The sequence below is a fragment of the Aliivibrio sifiae genome (genome assembly GCF_002954705.1).
GTDB lineage: Bacteria > Pseudomonadota > Gammaproteobacteria > Enterobacterales > Vibrionaceae > Aliivibrio > Aliivibrio sifiae_A.
This window is the reverse complement of the sequence record NZ_MSCO01000001.1, coordinates 2,300,953-2,322,800: the sequence shown is the minus strand read 5'-3', so window position 1 is coordinate 2,322,800 and position 21,848 is coordinate 2,300,953. Positions and strand designations below refer to the sequence as shown.

Below are 21,848 nucleotides of genomic sequence, written 5' to 3'. Positions count from 1 at the left end.
TAATATGAATTCTCCACTACAACGCCTAGAAAAGAAAATAGGCTATCAATTTAATGATGAAAATTTTCTAAAATTAGCACTGACACACCGTAGTGCTAATGGTACTCATAATGAACGCTTAGAGTTTCTTGGTGATTCAATTTTGAGCTTCGTTGTTGCTGATGAACTTTACCACCGATTCCCTAAAGTGGACGAAGGTGACATGAGCCGCATGCGTGCAACCTTAGTTCGTGGCCATACATTGGCAGAATTAGGTCGTGAGTTTCAACTGGGTGATTACCTATTTTTAGGTCCAGGTGAATTGAAAAGTGGTGGTTTCCGCCGTGATTCAATTTTAGCTGATGCCGTTGAAGCAATTATTGGTGCGATTTATTTAGACAGTGATACTGAAGTCATTCGTGAAATTATTTTAGCGTGGTACAAAACCCGTCTTGATTCTATTGAGCCTGGAGTTTCTCAAAAAGACCCTAAAACCCGTCTTCAAGAATATCTGCAAGGTCGTCGCAAACCATTACCAACGTACACGGTAACAAAAATTAAAGGTGAAGCTCATAATCAAGAGTTCACTATTGAATGTATCGTAGCAGGCTTGGATGAGCCTGTTATCGGCAAAGGAAGCAGCCGCCGCAAGGCAGAACAGTCGGCTGCCGACATAGCATTAGGACAACTAAACTAATGTCAGATGACAAAGAATTTGATCTAGATGCATACTTCGCATCAGAAGAAAAAACAGAAACAAGTGACAACCAGCACTGTGGCTTCATTGCTATTGTTGGCCGTCCAAACGTAGGTAAATCTACGCTTCTGAACCAAATCTTGGGTCAGAAAATTTCAATAACATCTCGTAAACCTCAAACGACTCGTCACCGTATTATGGGTGTTGATACAGATGGGGATTTCCAAGCAATTTACGTGGATACTCCAGGGCTTCACATTGAAGAAAAACGTGCGATTAACCGTTTAATGAACCGAGCTGCAAACTCATCATTGAGCGATGTTAACTTGGTTTTATTCTTGGTTGATGGTACACACTGGACTCCAGATGATGAGATGGTATTGAACAAGCTGAAAAAAGCAGAGTTCCCTACGGTTTTATTAGTAAACAAAGTAGATAACGTTAAAGATAAAAATGACGTTATGCAGCATCTTCAAACCATGACTGAGAAAATGGACTTTGTTGATGTTGTGCCAATCTCGGCAAAATCAGGCTCAAACGTTGATTTTGTACAAAAGTTGGTTCGTCAGCATTTACCAAAAGCAGTACATCACTTCCCAGAAGAGTACGTGACTGACCGTTCTCAACGTTTTATGGCGTCTGAAATTATTCGTGAAAAGCTAATGCGTTTTACGGGTGAAGAGCTTCCATATTCAGTAACCGTTGAAATTGAACGTTTTGATTACAACCCTAAGATGGATGGCTTCCATATTAATGGCCTAATTCTTGTTGAGCGTTTAGGTCAGAAGAAAATGGTTGTTGGTAAAAATGGCGAGAAGATCAAAGTTATTGGTCGTGAAGCTCGTATTGATATGGAAGAATTATTTGATCGCAAAGTGTATTTAGAGCTTTGGGTTAAAGTTAAATCTGGTTGGGCTGATGATGAGCGAGCACTTCGTTCTCTAGGTTATATCGACGATTTATAATTTCTAGAAACTAGAAACTATAAGAGCTAGATCCTGAATAACTTAAGTGAATTAATTTAAGTTGTTTGGGATTTTTTTGTTATAACGAAAGAGATCTTTTATAGTCTCTAGAAGCGAAGCTTTATTGTTAGCGAGCGTATATTAATTAAATAGGTAAAAAACGTGGAAGAAGGCTTACAACGCTGTTTTGTCCTGCACCGAAGACCATATAGTGAAAGCAGTCTAATTTTAGATGTGTTTAGCGAAGAGTATGGGCGTTTATCTATTATCTCCAAAGGAGCGCGAAGTAAGCGTTCTAATTTAAAAGGTGTACTGCAAGCATTTACTCCACTGTTAATGAAATGGTCAGGTAAGGGTTCGATGCGGACACTGCGTCAAGCTGAAAGCATCAGCTTAGCAATCCCATTAACTGGAATAAATTTATACTCAGCCATGTATATCAACGAACTTGTTGTACGCGTGATTGAACAAGAAACGCCATATCCAGCTCTTTTCCTTGATTATCTCACCGCATTAACAGAATTAGCTCAAACTAAGAATCCTGAACCAGCTTTGCGTCGTTTTGAATTAGCCTTGTTATCTTCAATGGGCTACGGTGTAGATTTTTTACACTGTGCTGGTAGTGGTGAAATGGTTTCTCCTGAGATGACGTATCGTTATCGAGAGCAGAAAGGCTTTATGGCATCTATTAGACATGATCCTTTAATGAGCTTTAAAGGGAATGAATTAATTGCGATTAGTGAACGTCGATTTGTTACTCCTGAACAATTAAAAGCAGCAAAACGCTTTACACGCATAGCCTTAAAGCCTTATCTTGGCGGAAAGCCCCTCAAAAGTAGGGAGCTATTTCTTCCAAGAACAAGGAGTATTCTAAAATGAGTTCAATTTTACTTGGCGTTAATATCGATCATGTAGCAACCCTTCGAAATGCGCGAGGGACTAAATACCCAGATCCTGTACATGCTGCAGAGATCGCAGAGCGTGCTGGTGCTGCTGGTATTACGATTCACTTACGTGAAGATCGTCGCCACATAAAAGATCGTGATGTGCGTATTTTACGTGAAACGCTACAAACACGAATGAATTTAGAAATGGCAGTGACGGATGAAATGGTTGCAATTGCATTAGATACACAACCTGAATTCGTTTGCCTTGTGCCAGAAAAGCGTGAAGAGTTGACGACTGAAGGTGGTTTGAATGTTTCTGGTCAGCTTGAAAAAGTCAAAGCTGCGACTCAAACGTTATCAGAGGCTGGTATTAAAGTCTCTTTATTCATTGATGCAGATAACGAACAAATTGATGCTGCTGTCGCTTGTGGTGCGCCATTTATTGAGTTGCACACTGGTGCTTATGCCGATGCTGAAACCGAAGAAGCACAACATAAAGAACTTAAAAAAATTGCCGCAGGCGCAAGTTATGCTGCGAGTAAAGGTCTTATCGTTAATGCTGGTCATGGTTTGACGTATCATAATGTTGAAGCTATTGCTGCATTGCCAGAAATCTATGAATTAAATATTGGCCACTCTATTATGGGAAGAGCTATGTTTGATGGATTAGAGAAGGCGGTCGCTGATATGCATAAAATAATGCTAGGTGCTCGTAAATAATGGCAATTGTTGGTCTTGGGACTGATATAGCTGAAATAGAAAGGGTTGAGAAAGCCCTTTCTCGTTCAGGAGATACGTTCGCTGAGCGCATCTTAAGCACATCTGAATTTAATAAATATCAATCATTAAAGCAAAAAGGACGCTTCTTAGCTAAACGTTTTGCAGCAAAAGAAGCCGCTTCTAAAGCGTTAGGGACCGGTATTGCACACGGTGTTACCTTTCATGATTTTACCATCTCTAATGATGAGAATGGTAAACCACTATTAACACTCTCAGGTAAGGCGCTTGCTTTATCACAACAAAAGAGTGTCTCTCATATTCACCTGACTATTTCTGATGAGCGTCATTACGCGGTAGCAACCGTGATTCTTGAATCTTAAGCGTGCTAATACTTTGTGCTAAGTGAGTTGACCTCTGCTCAACTTAGCCATTGTTGTGCATCTTTGGTTACTTTTTCCATTTCATCTTGAAGTTCAAATAATTCAGGCTCAATATCTGCGATTAATTGCTCTTGTCTGAGTGATGTCTCGATTAAATTACATAATTGTTTTAATCGTGGTACACCGCAATAAGAACTACTGCCGTGTAATTTATGGATATACTGACATAATTCTTCTGCTGAAGAATCTCCTTCGAGTGCTTTCTCTATCCATCCATTAACTTCAGGAATGAACTCAATAAGCATTTGTAGCATCTCTTTTGCGAGATCTTCTTTTCCTGCTGACTGTTTTAAAGCGATAGTCCAATCTATGCTTTCGGCAATATTATCTTGAACTTCCTTCATCGACGCCTCCGGAATAACGTCAGGAAGGATAGTTATTTTTTCGACATCGCTATTGTCAGTAAGTGGGCTCCAATGAATGATAACTTGTTGTAATACATGTTCTTCAATTGGTTTTGTTAAGTAATCATCCATTCCTTCATTGATCAGGCGTTCTCGTTCGCCTTCCATTGCATGAGCAGTCACCGCCACAATTGGTGTTTGAGCATTTAAAACTGTTTTACGGATCTCTTTACAGGCCATTACACCATCCATTTTAGGCATTTGGATATCCATTAATATGATATCAAATGTTTGTTCTGTGGCTTGTTGAACTGCATCGATGCCATTTTTACAAGTAACTACCGTCTCAACTTGTTCATGTAAAAGAGCTGAAATGAGTTTGAGGTTTGCTGGGTTGTCATCAACAGCCATCACTTTAATAGGTAAACGCTGCGCTGCATCATGGGATGCCATTAGATCAGGCAGAGCAGGAACCTGCTCAAACTGATTTTGTATTAAGAGCGCATCTAATAATTTTTTCTTAGCAAATGGTTTTGATAAACATGTTATATGTGGCAGCTGATTCAGTTTTTCTGTTAGGGCAAGTTCAGTGCTTGGTAAGCCAATGACAATCTTTGGACAATAAGGTGATAATTTATCTGAGATGACTTTCAATAATTCTGCACTTGGCTTTGCGTTAGAACTTAAGCTGATCAATGCAAAATCATGGGGTTCAATGTTTTCAGGCAGAGTTGAGCGATAGGTAACAAACACACCATGATGAATGAACTGCTGTTGTAAAATAGAAGCCGACTGCATATTTGGCTCTATTAATAGCAGCTTTTTCTTATCTAACTGTTGAACGTCACGTTCATCAATCATTGGTAATTCAGTTTGAGTCATTTTAACGGTAAACCAGAAGGTAGACCCTTGGTGTAGGCGGCTGCTTAAACCAATCTCGCCTCCCATTTGAGCCACTAGTTTTTGTGTAATCACAAGCCCTAGACCTGTACCACCATAGCGTCGAGAAATACTCGCATCAGCTTGACTGAATGCTTGGAAAAGTTGAGCTTGTTGGCGCTCAGAAATACCAATCCCGGTATCTCGAACAACAAACTGAAGATCAATGCTGTCATCATGCAAATGTTTCAGATCAACAGAGATATCAATATTGCCTTTTTCGGTAAATTTAATGGAATTACCCACTAGATTATTAAGCACTTGTTGAATACGTAATGGATCACCAATGAGGCCTGATGGGACACGTTGATCAATTTTAAGGGTTATTTCCAACCCTTTCTCATGGGCGCTTGGAGCAAGAAGACTAACCACTTCATCAAGGCTGTCTTGAACATTAAATGGCAGGTTCTCAAGCAGTAACTTACCAGCTTCTAGTTTTGAGAAATCAAGAATGTCATTAATGATGGTTAATAGGTTATTTGCTGAGCGTTCAATTGTTTGTAGGTAATCTTGCTGGTGTGCTGAAAGAGAGGTTTTTAGCATTTGGCGCGTAAAGCCAATCACACCATTAAGTGGTGTTCTTAATTCGTGAGACATGTTGGCTAAGAATTCAGATTTAACACGAGCTGCTTCTTGAGCTCGTTTTTTCGCAATATCTAACTCTACGTTTTGAATCTCTAATTGCTCTAAGGTTTCACGCAAGTCAGACGTCGCTTGATCGATACTTTGTTGCATCTCAACATGATATTCAGATAAAGAAATCGCCATGGCATTGATACCATTCTTAAGGGTATCTAGTTCACCATGCAATTTGTTCTCAATACGTACATTTAAATGGCCACGACGGATCCGGTCAACCACACTAACCATATGCGAAATCGGTTGGGTTACATCTTGCATTAAGCGATAAGCAAAAACACCTGACAAACTAAGCCCGAGAATCAAAACAATTAAAGCGGAAAATATTTCTTGGTATTGTTGTAATCGTAAGCTAGATAAATCGAGTTCTATAGCGATGTAGCCCAAAGGCTCATTCATATGTGATGAGTCAAAGTTTGCTGAAAATTGCCCCTCAGGAAGGATAGGGGTTCTTAATATTAATGATTCATCTTGAAATGAAATATCAAGTAATAGAGGAATAGGTTTGTCTTTAGGAAACGTTAAGCTTTCAAAGTTAGGATGGAAGTTGGAGGTTACAAACAGTTCATGTTTTTCATCAAATACGGCAATACTACGCACAATCTTAGAGTGTTTTCGATGAGCGTAGCTGATCAAGCGTCGGACCGCTTCTCGGTTTTTACCCGTCATGCCGTATTCACTCGAAATCGCTAGTGGTTCAATGATACTTGTACCGCTAGAGATTAGTTGAGCTTCCAAATCATTGTATCGGTTCATAGTAAAGAAACCACTAAGTAGTAAACCGATAATTAATGTTGGTGCCAATGTCAGGGTGATGACTCGCGCGCGCAAACCGTATTTTGTCATATTTATTCGTTCTGATTAACTTCCTTGAGCGCGTAGCTTAATCAAGTTAGAGAGTAACCTCAATTATTCTATGCGGAAATCGTAAACTGAAACGTAAATGAATTACTAATCAGCGCTACATCTTAATGTGGTTTCGGTATAATGGCGCTAATTTCAGTAAATCAGGCAATAATCATGGCTCAATTCTTCAAAGCTAAAAAGAAAGCTTCAGTAAACAGTAAGCATCAATCTGTTGATGTGGTTCGATTAGATCATAACGGCGCCGGTATCGCTTTTGTGGATAAGAAGCCAGTGTTTATTGAGGGCGCTTTACCTGAAGAAAAGGCCATCATTCAATTTACAGAACAGAAAAAACAGTATTCTCGTGCAGCCTTAATTAAGCTGACACAAGAAAGCAGTAAACGCCAAGAGCCAATTTGTCATCATTATCATGAGTGTGGTGGTTGTAATTTACAACACTTACAACATGATGAACAAATTGTAGCTAAAAATAATAAGCTACAAGAGTTAATGCAAAAACAAGGGGTTGAATGTTGTGATATGGTTGCCCCTATTGTTGGTAACGAAAAAAGTTACCGCCGTAGAGCTCGTATTAGTTTAATGGTTAACAAACAAACGCATCAGCTTGATTTTGGATTCAGAAAAAAACAGAGCAAAGCCATTGTTAATGTTCGCCATTGTCCAGTTTTAGTTAATGAACTTGACCAGCATCTAGAGTCACTTTATGTCTTATTGAATCAACTCAAAGGTAAAAAGAACTTAGGACATGTAGAGTTAGTACAAGCTGATAATGGCAGCGTATTACTTATTCGACATATGGCTGACTTTAATGAAAAAGACAATCAAGCGTTAGTTAATTATTGTGAAGAACGCAATTTGATTCTATACCTAATGCCTGAATCAGATGTATTGAATCATGTGCGTGGAGAAGAACCGTATTATCTTATTAATGGCGCTAAAATTTATTTTACACCTAAAGATTTTATTCAAGTAAATGCGTCAATAAATGAAAGCATGGTAAACCAAGCCCTGAATTGGTTAGATCTTAATGCTGACGATAGCGTACTTGATCTATTCTGTGGATTAGGGAATTTCAGTTTACCTCTTGCTCAACAAGTACAAAAGGTGATTGGGATTGAAGGTGTGGATGAGATGGTTCAACGCGCTCAATCGAATGCAAAAAGAAATGCACTAGACAATGTGACGTTTTATCAAGCAAATTTAGAAGAAAGCATTGATTATCAAGTGTGGGCTAGCACAAAGTTTACAAAGATTTTACTCGATCCTGCTAGAGCAGGGGCTGCAGGAGTGATGCAAACTGTGGCAAAATTGAAACCTCAAACCGTGGTTTATGTATCGTGCAATCCTGCAACGCTTGCACGCGATAGCCAATTACTTATTCAACACGGTTACAAGCTGACGAGGCTAGGAATGCTTGACATGTTCCCACAGACAGGACATTTAGAATCTATGGCCTTGTTTGAGCGATAACTGGTAGTAAAAAAATATCAGAAACGCTAAATGGAGCCAAACAGAATCATTATAAAATTGGATTATAGGAAACGGACATGGTCGCAGTTCGCGGAGCACATCTTAAGGAAAATGAAGAGTTCGAGTTAGGTGAATGGATCACCAGCCTTGAACAAGATAAAAACACCTCAAAAAAATTAACAGAGGTGTATAAACAATGTGAAGAGTTAGTCGCTTCTCATGAAGAAGGACAGCTCTTGCTATGGCGTGGTCGTGAGATGATCGAAATATTGATCACCTTAAGCATGGACAAGCCAACCCTTATTGCCGCTCAGTTATTTCCTTTAGTTTCCTCTGGTGTTTTAGGCAGAGAAACGTTAACTGAGAACTACAATAAAGAAATTGAAAAATTGATCGATGGCGTTGAAGAGATGGACGCGATTGGTCAACTGAATGCATCTGTAGGTGCAAAATCAGCGTCTTCTCAAGTGGATAATATCCGTCGAATGTTACTGGCGATGGTAGACGATTTCCGTTGTGTGATCATTAAATTGGCAGAGCGTATTTGTAATCTACGTGAAGTAAAAAACGAACCAGATGAAGTACGCCGAGCTGCAGCAAAAGAGTGTAATAACTTATATGCACCATTAGCAAATCGCCTAGGTATTGGTCAGTTGAAATGGGAAATTGAAGATTATTCTTTCCGCTATCAGCATCCTGATACTTATAAGAAAATTGCTAAACAATTATCGGAGCGCCGTATTGTTCGTGAGCAATATATTGAGGATTTCGTCACCGGATTGAGTGATGAAATGCATGAATATAATATCAATGCAGAGGTGAGTGGACGCCCTAAACACATCTACAGCATTTGGCGTAAGATGCAGAAAAAGAGCTTGGAATTTGACGAGCTATTTGATGTGCGTGCGGTTCGTATTATTGCTGACAAACTCCAAGATTGTTATGCGGCTCTTGGTGTTGTTCATACTAAATTTAAGCATTTGCCAAGTGAATTTGATGATTATGTAGCAAATCCTAAACCAAATGGATATCAATCTATTCATACAGTGGTATTAGGCCCTGAAGGGAAGACGATTGAAATCCAGATCCGTACCAAGGATATGCATGAAGACTCTGAGTTAGGGGTTGCAGCGCATTGGAAATATAAAGAAGGTTCATCAAACAGCAGCCGTAGTGGCTATGATGAAAAAATTACGTGGTTACGTAAGCTGCTTGATTGGCAAGAAGAGATGTCTGATTCTGGTGAAATGCTTGATGAACTTCGAAGCCAAGTATTTGATGATCGCGTTTATGCCTTTACGCCACGTGGTGATGTGGTCGACTTACCAATGGGGGCAACACCGCTAGACTTCGCTTATCACATTCACTCAGAAGTAGGTCATCGTTGTATTGGAGCTAAAGTAGGTGGACGAATCGTTCCATTTACACATCAGCTGACAATGGGGGATCAAGTTGAGATTATCACCCAAAAAGAGCCTAACCCATCACGAGATTGGTTAAACCCAACACTTGGGTTTGTTAACTCAGGTCGCGCTCGGGCTAAGATTAATGCGTGGTTTAGAAAACAGAGTCGTGAAAAGAATCTTGATGCAGGTAAAGAGATCTTAGAAGTTGAACTTGCTAAGATTGGCGGTACATTAAAAGATGCGGAGAGATATGCTTTAAAGCGCTTTAATGTTAATACCCCTGACGAATTATATGCGGGTGTTGGGAGTGGTGATTTACGTATTAACCAAGTGATTAATCATATTAATGCGCTTGTTAATAAACCAACTGCAGCACAAGAAGATCAAAAAGCTTTAGAGCAACTGCAAGAGTCAGAGGCGAAAGCTCAAGCTCATGCCCAAGCACAAAATAAGAAACGTAATGACGCGGTTGTCGTTGAAGGTGTTGATAATTTAATGACTCACCTTGCTCGTTGTTGTCAACCGATCCCTGGTGACCCCATTGCTGGATATATAACACAAGGTCGTGGTATATCGGTTCATCGCAGTGACTGTGATCAATTAAATGAATTACGCCACCATGCGGCAGAGCGTATTATTGATACCGTGTGGGGCAGTGGTTTTGTCGGTTCTTATATTTTGACATTGCGGATCACTGCAATGGATCGTTCTGGTTTATTGAAAGATCTGACAAGTTTATTTGCTAATGAAAAAGTAAAAGTGTCAGGCATGAAAAGCCGAAATGATTATAAGAAACAACTAACTATCATGGATTTTGATTTGGAAGTATTTAATGCGGATATTCTTGGCCGATTAATTACTAGAGTTGAACAAGTAAAAGACGTAATAGAAGCGATTCGATTATCGTAATGATAAAAAAATGAATTGTTAACGTTAAGTTGTTGATTGTTGATAATTATGTTTTTTAAGCCGAATGTTATTTATGACATTCGGCTTTTTTATTGAAAAAAGATCTCAAGTTCTGAAAACTCAGGCCGTAAATATGTGTATCAACGATGAATTATAGGCTTCTTATCCTATAACAATAAGTGAAGCCGACCGGAGCAAACATTATGTCAATTTCAGTAAATACAAATATCTCAGCAATGACAGCACAACGTTACATGAACAATGCAACGGCTGCTCAAGCTGATTCAATGGAGAAATTGTCTTCAGGTTCAAAAATCAACAGCGCAGCTGATGATGCTTCTGGTCTGCAAATTTCAAATCGTATGACAGCACAAACTCGTGGCTTGAACGTAGCAGTTCGAAACGCCAATGATGGTATGTCTATTGCACAAACGGCTGAAGGTGCAATGAAAGAAACAACAAACGTACTGCAGCGTTTACGTGATCTATCATTACAATCTTCAAACGGCTCAAATACTGATGCTGATCGTCAAGCGATGCAAGAAGAAGCAAGCTCACTGACAGATGAGTTAAACCGTATTGCAGAAACAACCTCTTTTGCTGGTACTCGTTTAATTAATGGCGAATTTGGCACAAAATCTTTCCAAATTGGTGCTGATTCTGGTGAAGCAGTCGCAATGACACTAAACAGCATGCGTGCTGACGCAGCAACAATGGGTGGTAAATCGTACTTCGCAGAAGAAGGTCGCGATATCAATTGGACTGTAGGTAAAGAAAATACGCAGTTTAATGTGACATACAATGATAAAAACGGCAGCCCTCAAGAGATCCAAATCTCTGCAAAGGCAGGAGATGACATCGAAGAATTAGCGACGTACATTAATGGTCAAACAAATGAGCTAAGCGCTTCTGTGACTGAAGATGGTGTACTTCAAGTGTTCATGTCAGGTGAAAATATTTCTTCACCATTAGAGTTTAATGGTTCTTTAGCAAACGAATTAAAGATGGGTGGTGAGTCAGACGATACTGTTGCGTCAATGGACTTAACAACTGTTGGTGGCGCTCAGCGCTCTATTGATGTGATTGATGCTGCTCTAGAGTATGTTGATGGCAATCGTGCTTCATTAGGTGCATTCCAAAACCGTTTTGAAAGTGCCGTTAAAAATTTAACGAACATCAATGAAAATATAACTGATTCAAATAGCCAAATTAAAGATACAGACTTTGCTAAAGAAACAACGAACTTAACGAAGACGCAAATTTTAAGTCAATCAAGTTCGTCAATTTTGGCACAAGCAAAACAAGCACCAAGCATGGCAATGAGTTTGTTAGGTTAAGTTAACAAAAAGCCTTCTTAATTTAAGGCGAATGTATTTTTAAAAAAGCGGTGACTATAATGGTCACCGCTTTTTTTTGTTTTTAAATCGAAGGGATAGATATGACCGCTCAAAATAGCATTGAACAGTTACTCTTAATAATGGCTCAATTAAGAGATAAAGAATCAGGTTGTCCATGGGATAGAAAGCAGACGTTTGATTCTATTATCCCACATACTATAGAAGAGACTTATGAAGTAGTGGATGCAATTCATAAGAAGGACTGGGAGAACTTAAAAGAAGAGTTAGGTGATTTATTATTCCAAGTCATTTTCTATGCGCAAATGACGAAAGAAGAGGGGTTATTCGATTTTAATGATGTAGTAGAGACACTAAATGAAAAGTTGGTTCGTCGCCATCCACACGTCTTTGGAAGTGATGTATTTTCATCAGAAGAAGAAATTGCAGCGAATTGGGATAAAGTGAAGCAGAAAGAACGCTTGGATAAAGGATTATTGAAGCAATATTCATCTTCTCAACAGAGTATTTTAGATTCAATTCCAAGTGCTTTACCTGGGTTATTACGAGCAAATAAAATTCAAAAACAGTGTGCAAAAGTTGGTTTTGATTGGGATGAACTAAAACCGGTTGCTGATAAAGTAAATGAAGAGGTTGCAGAGGTATTAGAGGAAGCTTTAAAAATACCAAGAGATGAAGATAAATTAGAAGAAGAGTTAGGCGATTTACTTTTTGCGACAGTAAATTTTTCTCGTCATTTAGGAAAAAATCCAGAGCAAGCGTTATGCAAGGCAAATGATAAATTTGAACGCCGTTTTCGTCAAATTGAAGTGAACGTCGCCAAAAAACACAAAACTATACAGCAATGTGATTTAAATGAACTAGACTCAGAATGGGAAAATGTGAAGCGAAGTGAGCAGAATTGATTTGGAGCAAAAAATAAATCAATTAACTGTGATACTTTTCACGTTGTGGCGATAAAGCGGTTCTGGTATATTCATTTCCCGTCCAGATAAAATCCATTTTATTCCTCATTACACCAATTTCAGGTAACGTATGACGACGAATTACATTTTTGTAACTGGCGGGGTTGTATCCTCACTAGGTAAAGGTATTGCAGCAGCATCATTAGCAGCTATTCTTGAAGCTCGTGGCTTAAAAGTCACTATGATGAAGCTTGACCCATACATCAACGTTGATCCAGGCACTATGAGCCCAACTCAACACGGTGAAGTATTCGTCACGGAAGACGGCGCAGAAACTGATCTAGATTTAGGTCACTACGAGCGCTTCATTCGCACCAAAATGACTAAACGTAATAACTTTACAGCGGGTCGAGTATACGCAGATGTTCTACGTAAAGAACGTCGTGGCGACTACTTAGGTGCAACTATTCAAGTTATCCCTCATATTACGAATGCGATTAAAGAACGTGTTATTTCTGGCGCTGATGGCCATGATATCGCAATCGTAGAAGTTGGTGGCACTGTTGGTGATATTGAATCTCTACCATTCATGGAAGCGATTCGTCAACTTGCTGTTGAGCTAGGCCGTGAACACACAATGTTTATGCACTTAACTCTTGTTCCTTATTTAGGTGCAGCGGGTGAGCTTAAAACTAAGCCGACTCAACACTCAGTAAAAGAACTTCTATCTATTGGTATCCAACCAGATATCCTAGTTTGCCGTTCTGATCGTGTTATTCCAGCAAACGAACGTAAGAAAATTGCTCTTTTCTGTAACGTACAAGAAAAAGCAGTTATCTCAATGAAAGACGTAGATTCAATCTACAAAATCCCACAATTAATCCGAGCGCAAGGTACTGATGATTTAGTATGTCAACGTTTTGGAATCACAGCTCCAGAAGCGGACCTGTCTGAGTGGGAACAAGTAATTTATGAAGAAGCGAACCCAACTGGTGAAGTTACTATCGGTATGGTTGGTAAATACATAGAATTACCAGACGCTTATAAGTCAGTAAACGAAGCATTAAAACATGCGGGCTTGAAAAACCGTCTAAACGTCACTATTAAATATGTAGACTCGCAAGATGTTGAGTCTAAAGGTACAGAGATCCTAGAAGGTCTAGATGCAATTCTAGTCCCTGGCGGTTTCGGTGACCGCGGTGTTGAAGGCAAGATCCTTGCTGCTCAATACGCTCGTGAAAATGCAGTACCATATTTAGGAATCTGTCTTGGTATGCAAGTTGCGTTAATTGAATATGCGCGTAACGTTGCTAATATGGAAGGGGCTCACTCTTCTGAATTCTCTAAAGACACGAAATTCCCAGTTGTTGGTCTAATTACTGAGTGGATTGATGGCGAAGGTAATGTTGAAGAGCGTACTGAGAAGTCAGATTTAGGAGGCACTATGCGCCTAGGTTCTCAGCTATGTCACCTTGCGAAAGGTTCTAAAGCTCGTGAGCTTTACGGTAACGCAACTGTTGAAGAGCGTCACCGTCACCGTTATGAAGTAAACAACAATTTACTTCCTCAGCTTGAAAAAGCCGGTCTTAAAATTTCTGGTCTATCAGCTGATAAGAAGCTTGTGGAAATCATTGAACTTCCTAACCACCCATGGTTTGTGGCTGCTCAATTCCACCCAGAATTCACATCAACACCTCGTGATGGTCACCCATTATTTGAAGGTTTTGTTAAAGCAGCAGGCGAAAATGCTCGCGGTGAATTCGAAAAGTAATAGGATTTACGGATGGCTGCTCAATGTTGTAGCAGCTATTTTTAGCTTTTAAATTAAAGATAAAGTAGAGGAAACACAATGTCTAAGATCGTTAAAGTTCTAGGTCGTGAAATCATCGATTCTCGTGGTAACCCAACAGTTGAAGCTGAAGTTCACCTAGAAAGTGGTTTTGTAGGTATGGCTGCTGCTCCATCTGGCGCATCTACAGGTTCTCGTGAAGCTCTTGAGCTACGTGATGGCGACAAATCTCGTTTCCTAGGTAAAGGTGTTCTTAAAGCTATCGCAGCTGTAAATGGTCCAATCGCAGAAGCTCTAATCGGCAAAGACGCGAAAAACCAAGCTGAAATCGACCAAATCATGATCGATTTAGATGGTACAGAAAACAAAGCAAACTTCGGTGCTAACGCAATCCTTGCTGTTTCTCTAGCAAATGCTAAAGCTGCTGCAGCTGCTAAATCTATTCCTCTTTACGCTCACATTGCTGAACTAAACGGCACTGCAGGCGTATTCTCTATGCCTCTACCAATGATGAACATCATCAACGGTGGCGAGCACGCTGATAACAACGTTGATATTCAAGAATTCATGATTCAACCTGTTGGCGCTAAAACACTTAAAGAAGCTCTACGCATCGGCGCAGAAGTTTTCCACAACCTAGCTAAAGTTCTTAAGTCTAAAGGCTACAGCACTGCAGTTGGTGATGAAGGTGGTTTCGCTCCTAACCTTAAATCTAACGCTGAAGCGCTAGAAGTTATCGCAGAAGCTGTTGCAGCTGCTGGTTACGAGCTAGGTAAAGACGTTACTCTTGCTATGGACTGTGCTGCTTCTGAGTTCTTCAACAAAGAAGACGGTATCTACGACCTTAAAGGCGAAGGTAAGAAATTTACGGCTGAAGAATTCAACCATTACCTAGCTGGTCTTGTTGAGCAATTCCCTATCGTATCTATCGAAGATGGTCTTGATGAGTCTGATTGGACTGGTTTCAAACACCAAACTGAACTTCTAGGCGATAAAATCCAACTAGTTGGTGACGATCTATTCGTTACAAACACTAAGATTCTTGCTCGTGGTATCGAAGAAGGCATCACTAACTCAATTCTTATCAAGTTCAACCAAATCGGTTCACTTACAGAGACTCTAGCTGCAATCAAGATGGCTAAAGATGCTGGTTTCACAGCAGTTATCTCTCACCGTTCTGGCGAAACTGAAGATGCAACAATTGCTGATCTAGCAGTTGGTACAGCTGCAGGTCAAATCAAAACTGGTTCTATGAGCCGTTCTGACCGTGTTGCTAAGTACAACCAACTAATCCGTATCGAAGAAGCTCTAGGTGAACTAGCGCCATTCAACGGTCTTAAAGAAGTTAAAGGTCAATAATCTCAATTTTTGAGAAAATGCCTTAATTCTTTAATCGTTCGATTAGAATTTAGATATAAAAACCGTCTCATTTGAGGCGGTTTTTTTTATTTCAGCTAGACAGCTAGTGAAGTTCTAATGAGGGGTTGATATAGTTAAGGGTAGCTTTTTATCATTGTCAATTTTCGGAGTAACTATGCGTACATTTGCCATTTTATTATTGGTCACATTAGGTTGGCTTCAATATACCTTATGGTTTGGAAAAAATGGGATGTCAGATTACGCACAGGTCTCAAACGATGTCACATTGCAAGAAGAGGTCAATCAAGGTTTACGCAATCGAAATGAACAAATGTTTGCTGAAATCGATGATTTGAAAAAAGGCTCAGAAGCAATTGAAGAGCGTGCTCGACATGAGTTGGGAATGATAAAAAAAGGTGAAACATTTTATCGAATCATTGATGAAAATAGTGAAGAATAAGTCATGATCTCTTTACCTTCTATTACTGCTATCGTTCCTGCTGCTGGTGTCGGCAGTCGTATGAAAGCAGATCGTCCTAAGCAATATTTATTATTGAATGGAAAAACGGTCTTAGAGCACACGCTTGAACAATTACTGTCTTACCCTTTAATTGATACTGTCATTGTTGCAGTTAGTGATACTGACCCGTATTTTGGTGAATTAGCGATAGCTAAAGATAAACGGGTTATTCGAGTTTCTGGTGGGGCAGAGCGAGCCGATTCTGTACTTTCTGGATTAACTTATGTAAAAAATAATCAGCTGAGTGAATGGAGCATGGTTCATGATGCCGCTCGTCCTTGTATCCGTCATACTGATATTGAAAAACTGATTGAAGAAGTAGTACCCCATCATGTGGGGGGGATTCTTGCTTCTCCTGTCCGAGACACTATGAAGCAAGCGACACCTGAAAATAAGATTGATACAACCATTGATCGTAGTGTGCTATGGCATGCATTAACACCTCAACTTTTTACCACAGATCTTTTATATACAGCCTTAAAAACAGGATTAGAGAAGTCATTCTTAATCACTGATGAATCGTCAGCGATTGAATTAATGGGATATCAACCTAAATTGGTTCAAGGTCGTGCCGATAACCTAAAGATCACCCAGCCAGAAGATCTTGATTTGGCTGAGTTTTATCTTAAAAAAATGAAAAAGGAAACCAAATAATGAGAATTGGACACGGATTTGATGTACATAAATTTGGTGGTGAAGGCCCTGTCATTATTGGTGGTGTCAGTGTTCCTTATGAGCAAGGTTTGATAGCGCACTCTGATGGCGATGTCGCATTGCATGCATTGAGTGATGCTCTACTTGGAGCGATTGCTGAGGGGGATATTGGTCGTCATTTTCCTGATACTGATGATAAATGGAAAGGTGCAGACAGCAGAGCTTTATTGCGTGATGTCTACCGTCGTGTAAAAGAAAAAGGATTAGTTTTAGGTAATGCTGACGTCACTATTATTGCACAAGCTCCTAAAATGGCACCACATATTCAAGCAATGTGCGCAGCAATTGCAGAAGATTTAGAAACAGAACTTGGTAATGTTAATGTAAAAGCGACAACGTCCGAACGTCTCGGTTTTACAGGAAGAAAAGAAGGCATTGCTTGTGAAGCAGTAGTGCTGTTAGTTAACGCATCTTAATTAGAGATACATTCTATGTCAGACATTATGTCTAATTTTTCGTGGTTATACGGAAAGCCAGTGGCTACAGGTAAATTAAAACAATTACCTGAGCATTTTATCGTTAAAGAAGTATTAGGTTTTACGTTCACAGGAAAGGGTGAACACTTAATGGTTAAGATCCGTAAAACGGGTGAAAACACTAAGTATGTAGCAAACGAGCTAGCAAAGTTTTGTGGTGTAAAATCAAAAGATATTAGTTGGGCGGGCCTTAAAGACCGTCATGCAATAACAGAGCAATGGTTGAGTGTTCATTTACCAAAAAGTGATCACTTTAAATTTGCTTTGTTTGAAGCGACGCACCCAGGTGTTGAAATTTTAGAAATGACGCGCCATAACAAAAAATTGCGTCCAGGTGATCTTCTAGGGAATAGCTTCCAGTTAATAGCGACTGAAGTGACGGATATGGATGATGTTCTGTCTCGCTTGGACAAAGTAAAAGTATCAGGGGTTCCTAATTACTTTGGCTCTCAACGTTTTGGTCATGAAGGCAATAACGTAACAGAAGCTCGTCGTTGGGGTCGTGAAAACGTACGCACTCGTGATAATACAAAACGTAGCTTCTATTTATCAGCGGCTCGTTCATGGATTTTCAATCATATTGTTTCTCAAAGAATAACAGAGGGTTACTTCACTCAACCTGTTGATGGTGATATTCTACTTGATCAAAATGGTCGTACGGTTAATGAGAATGTAACCTCGGAAGAGAATGTTCAAAAAGTTCAAGATGGTGACTGGTCAATTAGTGCTGCATTAGCGGGTGATAATCAATTACCAACAAGTGAAACTGCATTAACTCTAGAGCAACCACAACTTGATGCTGAACCAGATTTAATGGCCTTGATCCGTGGTAACCGTATGCGCCATGAGCGTCGTGCTATTGAGTTACACCCAGAGAATCTTAGTTGGTCAGCTGAAGGTGATACGTTAACGCTTAATTTCTCTTTAACATCGGGCAGTTTTGCAACCGTAATTATGCGTGAGCTATTGCAAGAAATTGAAGTAGAACGTACATACGAGTAATTCAATTTTAAAGAAAGGAATGGAGATAAGAGTGAATAAGTTGCGCATATTGTTAAGTAATGATGATGGTGTCTTTGCTGAAGGGATAAATACCCTCGCGGTCGTATTATCAGATATTGCGGATATTACTATTGTTGCTCCTGATCGTAATCGTTCTGGTGCATCAAATTCATTAACTCTTGAATCTCCACTTCGAGTTCGTCAAATTGAAACAAATATTCATTCAGTGCAAGGGACACCAACAGATTGCGTGCATTTTGCATTGAATGAATTAATGAAAGATGATCTTCCTGATTTGATTATTGCTGGTATAAACCATGGCGCAAATTTAGGGGACGATACTTTATATTCAGGCACGGTTGCTGCTGCAACAGAGGGGCATTTTCTTGGATTACCCGCTATTGCAATGTCTTTAGTTGGTCGCACACATTTTGATACTGCAGCTCGAGTTGCATTAGAATTAGTAAAAACACATTTAAAGAATCCGCTAACAACCAAAAGGGTGTTGAATGTTAATGTGCCGGATTGTGAGTATTCTGAAATAACTAAGTGGGAAGTCACTCGATTAGGCGCAAGGCACCACTCTGAAAGTATGATAAAAGAGACTGATCCTCGCGGAGAAATTATTTATTGGTTAGGTCCTCCTGGGAAAAAGCAGGATGCAGGCCAAGGTACCGATTTCTACGCAATTAAACATAATTGTGTGTCTGTAACGCCATTACAAGTTGATTTAACCGCTCATGATTCATTAACAATGATGAGCGATTGGCTATCAATTGAGAGTACTAACTAATGCTTCATTCTCGAACTGAATTACTTGATCAATTTTTGCGTCAACAAGGCATCAAAGACGAAGCGGTTTTATCAGCTATTCGTTTATTGCCGCGTGAACGTTTTGTTTCTGAGGCATTAGCTCATCAGGCCTATCAAAACAATGCATTGCCTATTGGTGAAGGACAAACGATCTCTCAGCCTTATATTGTCGCTAAAATGACTGAGCTACTCATGTTACAGCGAGAGTCTAATGTTCTAGAAATAGGAACCGGTTCGGGTTATCAAACTGCAGTATTAGCGCAATTGATAGATCACGTTAATTCAGTTGAACGAATTAAATCACTTCAATGGAATGCAAAGCGATTATTGAAGCGATTAGACATATATAACATATCAACAAAACATGCTGATGGGTGGAAAGGATGGGCCAGTAAATCGCCATTTGATGCCATCATTGTTACCGCTGCCGCAGAATCCATTCCTGATGATCTATTATTGCAATTAAAAGATGGTGGGAGGTTGGTTATACCCGTAGGGGAGACAGAGCAGCAGTTACTTCGAATTATTCGTCATGGTGATGAATTTCATTCAGAGGCGATAGAAGAAGTTCGTTTCGTCCCATTAATTGCAGGTGAATTAGCATAATCATAATGAAAAAAATAACCGTGACTCCTTCTCGTTTGTGGCTTATTGCCGCTACTTTTATTCTATTACTTTCAGGCTGCTCTATGGGGCCTCATCGTCCTGCTCCTGTATCTAGTGTAAATAAGAGTTCTTCATCGTATGGCGGCGCTGAGCGTGGCAGTTATCGTGGTAGTTACTACCAAGTTGAGAAAGGTGACACTTTATATTTTATTTCTTATGTAACCAATAAAGATGTTAAAGAATTGATCGCACATAATGAATTAAAAGCACCTTATGTGATTCATCCAGGTCAAAAGCTTAAATTATGGGGGCCTAAATATATCGCTCCTGCGTATGGCGATGATGGTTATTTAGTTAGTAACAATAGCACCTCTAAAACCACGAATACTGCTGCTGTAGCAGTTGTACCAGTGGCTAATAATAAACCTGTTACCAAGGCTACACCAACAGTGTCGAGTAGCACAAAATCACCATCTGTACAAAAACAAAGCACAAAAAAGGTTGAAAACACCAAATCGAAGGAGTATGTTAAAACTAACAAACCGGTAACAACTGCTAAGTCGAAACCAGTTGCTAAAGCAAAACCGGCAGTTAAACCAAAACCAGTATCTAAACCTAAATCAGTAGAAAAAAAATCGGAAAAGGTAGGTTCCTGGTTATGGCCAACAAAAGGGCGAATAATCGCTAAGTTTTCAACAGGAGATCAAGGAAATAAAGGGATAGATATCGCAGGTCAACGAGGCCAAGACATCATCTCTACCGCTAAAGGAACAGTGGTATATGCAGGTAATGCATTAAGAGGTTATGGTAATTTAATCATTATTAAACATAACGACGATTACTTAAGTGCTTATGCTCATAATGAATCACTGTTTGTTAAAGAAGGTCAAAATATTACCGCGGGACAAAAAATTGCATCAATGGGTAGCTCAAGTACGAGCAGTGTTCGTTTGCACTTTGAGATCCGCTTTAGAGGGAAATCGGTAAATCCACAACGGTATTTACCGTAACAGGGATGACATAGCTGAGTTGTAATGTCTTGCTGGCTCGCCATGGGGAGGCGCTATGAGTAAAAGCAATGCAGTAACTAAAGAAATTGAAGAGTTCGATTTAGATACAGTAAATGACAGTGACGTTGTTGCTGCTGATGAGTCGGAACGTTTAGAGGTCACCAGTTCACAGAAGGTAATGGATGCTACGCAACTTTACTTAGGTGAAATTGGTTTTTCTCCACTACTAACTGCTGAAGAAGAAGTTTACTTTAGCCGCTTAGCTTTAAAAGGTGATGTTGCCGCGCGATCTCGAATGATTGAAAGTAATCTTCGATTGGTAGTGAAAATAGCTCGTCGTTATAATCACCGTGGTCTTGCGTTATTGGATTTAGTTGAAGAGGGTAATCTTGGCTTAATCCGTGCGGTTGAAAAATTTGATCCAGAGAGAGGATTTCGCTTTTCTACCTACGCTACTTGGTGGATACGTCAAACCATTGAACGTGCCATCATGAATCAAACTCGAACTATCCGCTTGCCTATTCATGTCGTTAAAGAACTGAATGTTTACTTACGTGCAGCTCGTGAATTATCACAAAAACTTGATCATGAACCAACACCTGAAGAAATTGCAGAAAAGCTTGATAAACCAGTGAGTGATGTAAGTCGTATGCTGCGTTTAAATGAACGAGTCGCTTCTGTTGATTCTATGGTGGCTGGTGAATCTGATAAAGCTCTGCTTGATATCTTACCTGATACTAAACATGCAGATCCTGAGTCAGAAACTCAAAAAGACGATATTAATGCCTCTTTGGTTGGTTGGCTTGGTCAGCTTAACCCAAAACAAAAAGAAGTCGTTGCGCGTCGTTTTGGTTTATTAGGATATGAAACTGCAACGTTAGAGCAAGTAGGTAAAGAGATTGGATTAACACGTGAGCGAGTAAGACAAATTCAAGTAGAAGGATTACGACGTTTAAGAGAGATAATGACGCAGCAAGGATTGAACATGGAAACCTTATTTGCAGTTGAAGAGTATTAATTACCTCATAGAAATAACT

General features: G+C 39.6%; 20 protein-coding genes. 19 read left to right on the top strand and 1 reads right to left on the bottom strand.

What is annotated here, in order from left to right:
• Positions 1-4 precede the first annotated feature (4 nt).
• From rnc to acpS, 5 genes are all read left to right on the top strand, one after another.
• Positions 5-676, top strand: coding sequence for a ribonuclease III (rnc, locus tag BTO22_RS10385; RefSeq protein ID WP_105055405.1), 672 nt, complete (start codon positions 5-7; stop codon positions 674-676).
• Complete coding sequence (gene era, locus BTO22_RS10380) at positions 676-1,641, top strand: GTPase Era (protein ID WP_105055404.1); 966 nt, start codon at positions 676-678, stop codon at positions 1,639-1,641. The genes rnc and era overlap by 1 nt, the downstream gene beginning before the upstream one ends.
• Positions 1,642-1,803: 162 nt before the next feature.
• Positions 1,804-2,520, top strand: coding sequence for a DNA repair protein RecO (gene recO, locus BTO22_RS10375; RefSeq protein WP_061003168.1), 717 nt, complete (start codon positions 1,804-1,806; stop codon positions 2,518-2,520).
• Positions 2,517-3,248: a pyridoxine 5'-phosphate synthase gene (gene pdxJ, locus BTO22_RS10370; protein WP_105055403.1), complete on the top strand. Its 732-nt coding sequence runs from the start codon at positions 2,517-2,519 to the stop codon at positions 3,246-3,248. Before recO ends, pdxJ begins: the two co-directional genes overlap by 4 nt.
• Positions 3,248-3,628 (top strand): holo-ACP synthase, encoded by a 381-nt coding sequence (gene acpS / locus BTO22_RS10365; RefSeq protein ID WP_105055402.1) that lies wholly within the window; start codon positions 3,248-3,250, stop codon positions 3,626-3,628. The genes pdxJ and acpS overlap by 1 nt, the downstream gene beginning before the upstream one ends.
• Positions 3,629-3,666: 38 nt before the next feature.
• Here the strand turns inward: acpS and barA are convergent, their stop codons facing one another.
• Complete coding sequence (gene barA / locus BTO22_RS10360) at positions 3,667-6,456, bottom strand: two-component sensor histidine kinase BarA (protein ID WP_105055401.1); 2,790 nt, start codon at positions 6,454-6,456, stop codon at positions 3,667-3,669.
• Between the two features lie 174 nt (positions 6,457-6,630).
• On the opposite strand from barA, the gene rlmD reads away from it, so the two are divergent.
• The 14 genes from rlmD (at position 6,631) to rpoS (ending at position 21,829) form a co-directional block, all read left to right on the top strand.
• Positions 6,631-7,947 (top strand): 23S rRNA (uracil(1939)-C(5))-methyltransferase RlmD, encoded by a 1,317-nt coding sequence (gene rlmD / locus BTO22_RS10355; RefSeq protein WP_181044592.1) that lies wholly within the window; start codon positions 6,631-6,633, stop codon positions 7,945-7,947.
• Between the two features lie 77 nt (positions 7,948-8,024).
• Positions 8,025-10,262, top strand: a complete 2,238-nt coding sequence (relA, locus tag BTO22_RS10350; RefSeq protein ID WP_105055399.1) for a GTP diphosphokinase — start codon at positions 8,025-8,027, stop codon at positions 10,260-10,262.
• A gap of 203 nt (positions 10,263-10,465) precedes the next feature.
• Positions 10,466-11,599: a flagellin gene (locus tag BTO22_RS10345; RefSeq protein WP_105055398.1), complete on the top strand. Its 1,134-nt coding sequence runs from the start codon at positions 10,466-10,468 to the stop codon at positions 11,597-11,599.
• Positions 11,600-11,700: 101 nt separating this feature from the next.
• Positions 11,701-12,522 carry a nucleoside triphosphate pyrophosphohydrolase gene (gene mazG, locus BTO22_RS10340; RefSeq protein WP_105055397.1) on the top strand — a complete coding sequence of 274 codons (822 nt, stop codon included), beginning with the start codon at positions 11,701-11,703 and terminating at the stop codon, positions 12,520-12,522.
• Positions 12,523-12,652: 130 nt separating this feature from the next.
• Entirely contained in the window at positions 12,653-14,293 is a 1,641-nt protein-coding gene (locus BTO22_RS10335; RefSeq protein WP_060991754.1) for a CTP synthase, read from the top strand.
• A 78-nt stretch (positions 14,294-14,371) separates the two neighbouring features.
• A complete protein-coding gene (gene eno / locus BTO22_RS10330) occupies positions 14,372-15,670 on the top strand; it encodes a phosphopyruvate hydratase (protein ID WP_105055396.1) in 1,299 nt (432 codons plus the stop codon).
• 175 nt (positions 15,671-15,845) lie between these two features.
• The gene (gene ftsB / locus BTO22_RS10325; RefSeq protein WP_105055395.1) at positions 15,846-16,130 is read left to right on the top strand and encodes a cell division protein FtsB; all 285 of its coding nucleotides are present in this window, start codon (positions 15,846-15,848) and stop codon (positions 16,128-16,130) included.
• A gap of 3 nt (positions 16,131-16,133) precedes the next feature.
• A complete protein-coding gene (ispD, locus tag BTO22_RS10320; protein ID WP_105055394.1) occupies positions 16,134-16,844 on the top strand; it encodes a 2-C-methyl-D-erythritol 4-phosphate cytidylyltransferase in 711 nt (236 codons plus the stop codon).
• Entirely contained in the window at positions 16,844-17,320 is a 477-nt protein-coding gene (gene ispF, locus BTO22_RS10315) for a 2-C-methyl-D-erythritol 2,4-cyclodiphosphate synthase (RefSeq protein ID WP_060991750.1), read from the top strand. The genes ispD and ispF overlap by 1 nt, the downstream gene beginning before the upstream one ends.
• Before the next feature lie 15 nt (positions 17,321-17,335).
• Positions 17,336-18,382 (top strand): tRNA pseudouridine(13) synthase TruD, encoded by a 1,047-nt coding sequence (gene truD, locus BTO22_RS10310; RefSeq protein WP_105055393.1) that lies wholly within the window; start codon positions 17,336-17,338, stop codon positions 18,380-18,382.
• 19 nt (positions 18,383-18,401) lie between these two features.
• Positions 18,402-19,175 (top strand): 5'/3'-nucleotidase SurE, encoded by a 774-nt coding sequence (gene surE / locus BTO22_RS10305; protein WP_105055392.1) that lies wholly within the window; start codon positions 18,402-18,404, stop codon positions 19,173-19,175.
• Positions 19,175-19,801: a protein-L-isoaspartate(D-aspartate) O-methyltransferase gene (locus BTO22_RS10300; RefSeq protein WP_105055391.1), complete on the top strand. Its 627-nt coding sequence runs from the start codon at positions 19,175-19,177 to the stop codon at positions 19,799-19,801. Before surE ends, BTO22_RS10300 begins: the two co-directional genes overlap by 1 nt.
• Before the next feature lie 5 nt (positions 19,802-19,806).
• Positions 19,807-20,811 carry a peptidoglycan DD-metalloendopeptidase family protein gene (locus BTO22_RS10295; protein ID WP_105055390.1) on the top strand — a complete coding sequence of 335 codons (1,005 nt, stop codon included), beginning with the start codon at positions 19,807-19,809 and terminating at the stop codon, positions 20,809-20,811.
• Between the two features lie 55 nt (positions 20,812-20,866).
• Positions 20,867-21,829, top strand: a complete 963-nt coding sequence (gene rpoS, locus BTO22_RS10290; RefSeq protein WP_105055389.1) for an RNA polymerase sigma factor RpoS — start codon at positions 20,867-20,869, stop codon at positions 21,827-21,829.
• Positions 21,830-21,848 lie beyond the last annotated feature (19 nt).

Coding starts and splice junctions, on each gene's coding strand:
- rnc (WP_105055405.1), top strand. CDS start 5: ATGAATTCTCCACTACAACGCCTAGAAAAGAAAATAGGCTATCAATTT.
- era (WP_105055404.1), top strand. CDS start 676: ATGTCAGATGACAAAGAATTTGATCTAGATGCATACTTCGCATCAGAA.
- pdxJ (WP_105055403.1), top strand. CDS start 2,517: ATGAGTTCAATTTTACTTGGCGTTAATATCGATCATGTAGCAACCCTT.
- acpS (WP_105055402.1), top strand. CDS start 3,248: ATGGCAATTGTTGGTCTTGGGACTGATATAGCTGAAATAGAAAGGGTT.
- barA (WP_105055401.1), bottom strand. CDS start 6,456: ATGACAAAATACGGTTTGCGCGCGCGAGTCATCACCCTGACATTGGCA.
- rlmD (WP_181044592.1), top strand. CDS start 6,631: ATGGCTCAATTCTTCAAAGCTAAAAAGAAAGCTTCAGTAAACAGTAAG.
- relA (WP_105055399.1), top strand. CDS start 8,025: ATGGTCGCAGTTCGCGGAGCACATCTTAAGGAAAATGAAGAGTTCGAG.
- BTO22_RS10345 (WP_105055398.1), top strand. CDS start 10,466: ATGTCAATTTCAGTAAATACAAATATCTCAGCAATGACAGCACAACGT.
- mazG (WP_105055397.1), top strand. CDS start 11,701: ATGACCGCTCAAAATAGCATTGAACAGTTACTCTTAATAATGGCTCAA.
- BTO22_RS10335 (WP_060991754.1), top strand. CDS start 12,653: ATGACGACGAATTACATTTTTGTAACTGGCGGGGTTGTATCCTCACTA.
- eno (WP_105055396.1), top strand. CDS start 14,372: ATGTCTAAGATCGTTAAAGTTCTAGGTCGTGAAATCATCGATTCTCGT.
- ftsB (WP_105055395.1), top strand. CDS start 15,846: ATGCGTACATTTGCCATTTTATTATTGGTCACATTAGGTTGGCTTCAA.
- ispD (WP_105055394.1), top strand. CDS start 16,134: ATGATCTCTTTACCTTCTATTACTGCTATCGTTCCTGCTGCTGGTGTC.
- ispF (WP_060991750.1), top strand. CDS start 16,844: ATGAGAATTGGACACGGATTTGATGTACATAAATTTGGTGGTGAAGGC.
- truD (WP_105055393.1), top strand. CDS start 17,336: ATGTCAGACATTATGTCTAATTTTTCGTGGTTATACGGAAAGCCAGTG.
- surE (WP_105055392.1), top strand. CDS start 18,402: ATGGAGATAAGAGTGAATAAGTTGCGCATATTGTTAAGTAATGATGAT.
- BTO22_RS10300 (WP_105055391.1), top strand. CDS start 19,175: ATGCTTCATTCTCGAACTGAATTACTTGATCAATTTTTGCGTCAACAA.
- BTO22_RS10295 (WP_105055390.1), top strand. CDS start 19,807: ATGAAAAAAATAACCGTGACTCCTTCTCGTTTGTGGCTTATTGCCGCT.
- rpoS (WP_105055389.1), top strand. CDS start 20,867: ATGAGTAAAAGCAATGCAGTAACTAAAGAAATTGAAGAGTTCGATTTA.